The following is a 1,006-nucleotide window of genomic DNA, read 5'->3' on the forward strand; positions in this document are numbered from 1 at the left end:
TGTGGGTCTCGAAACCTCGGCTGACAAACCATAACTAGGCTCTCATCTTCGAAACTAGAATCTCATAAGGCGTTTTTCCTTTCAAGCCACCATGTGGTCTATGGTAGTTATAAAACGCCTCCCATTCTGCCAATTTGGCCTCTAAATCAACATCTCCTTTATAGTTTAATAGCTGATAAAACTCTCGCTTATCGGTTAGGTGAGAGCGTTCGACTTTTCCATTGAGGTTAGGGCTAGCAGGTTTGATATACACATGCTGCATTCCAAGATCCTCACAGTGCCAATGAAACTTAGATTGGAATTCATGGCCGTTATCTGTACGTATCATTTTAATGCGGAAGGGAAACTTCCCAACAACGTAATCAATAAAGTCGATGGCACATGCTTGGTTGTGTTTTTCGTAGACTTTTAATGCCCTGATACGTGTAGCATCATCTATAGCCGTATATTGGAATCTACGAACCTTCCTGCCAGATTTATCTTTAAAGGTAAGAAACTTAACGTCAACTTGAACATGATGGCCGGGAACTTGTTTTTCATATCGCTTTACGGATTTAACTTGCCGCGTTCTAAGGTTCTGGGGTAGACGGTTAAGCCCATGTCTACAAAACACGCTATAAACGCCTGATATAGAGACTTTAAGCCCATGATAACGAGCTAAATACCAACTAATTTTAGCTTGCCCAAAATGATAGTTCTTACGCAAATACAAGATTTTTTCTTCGATGATCGGATCAACACGAACGGCTGGATTTTCGGGGCATGGCTTAGAGTTGATTAACCCAACTTCTCCTTTAGCTGCATAATCTTTTTTCCAACGATAAAACGTATCTCTGGAAATCCCCCAGTAGCGACAGGTCTTACTAACATTTCTGGTTTCTTTTGCGTGAGCTAATATCTTAAGCTTACGTCTAACTTCTTGCTCTTCTTTTCTGTTCATCTAAAACCTCAACTAACACATCATAAATATATAAAAATGTGTCAGCCAAGGTCTAAAGATTCACAC

1 protein-coding gene is annotated in these 1,006 nt (G+C 40.2%); it reads right to left on the reverse strand.

Going from position 1 to position 1,006, the window contains the following annotated elements; translation table 11 throughout:
• Positions 1 to 34: 34 nt before the first annotated feature.
• Positions 35 to 940: an IS481 family transposase gene (locus tag C2M30_RS07330; protein WP_105171184.1), complete on the reverse strand. Its 906-nt coding sequence runs from the start codon at positions 938 to 940 to the stop codon at positions 35 to 37.
• Between the last annotated feature and the right edge of the window lie 66 nt (positions 941 to 1,006).

It is taken from the genome of Pseudoalteromonas sp. T1lg24, assembly GCF_002964745.1.
GTDB classification, from domain to species: Bacteria; Pseudomonadota; Gammaproteobacteria; order Enterobacterales; family Alteromonadaceae; genus Pseudoalteromonas; species Pseudoalteromonas spongiae.

Coding starts and splice junctions, on each gene's coding strand:
- C2M30_RS07330 (WP_105171184.1), bottom strand. CDS start 940: ATGAACAGAAAAGAAGAGCAAGAAGTTAGACGTAAGCTTAAGATATTA.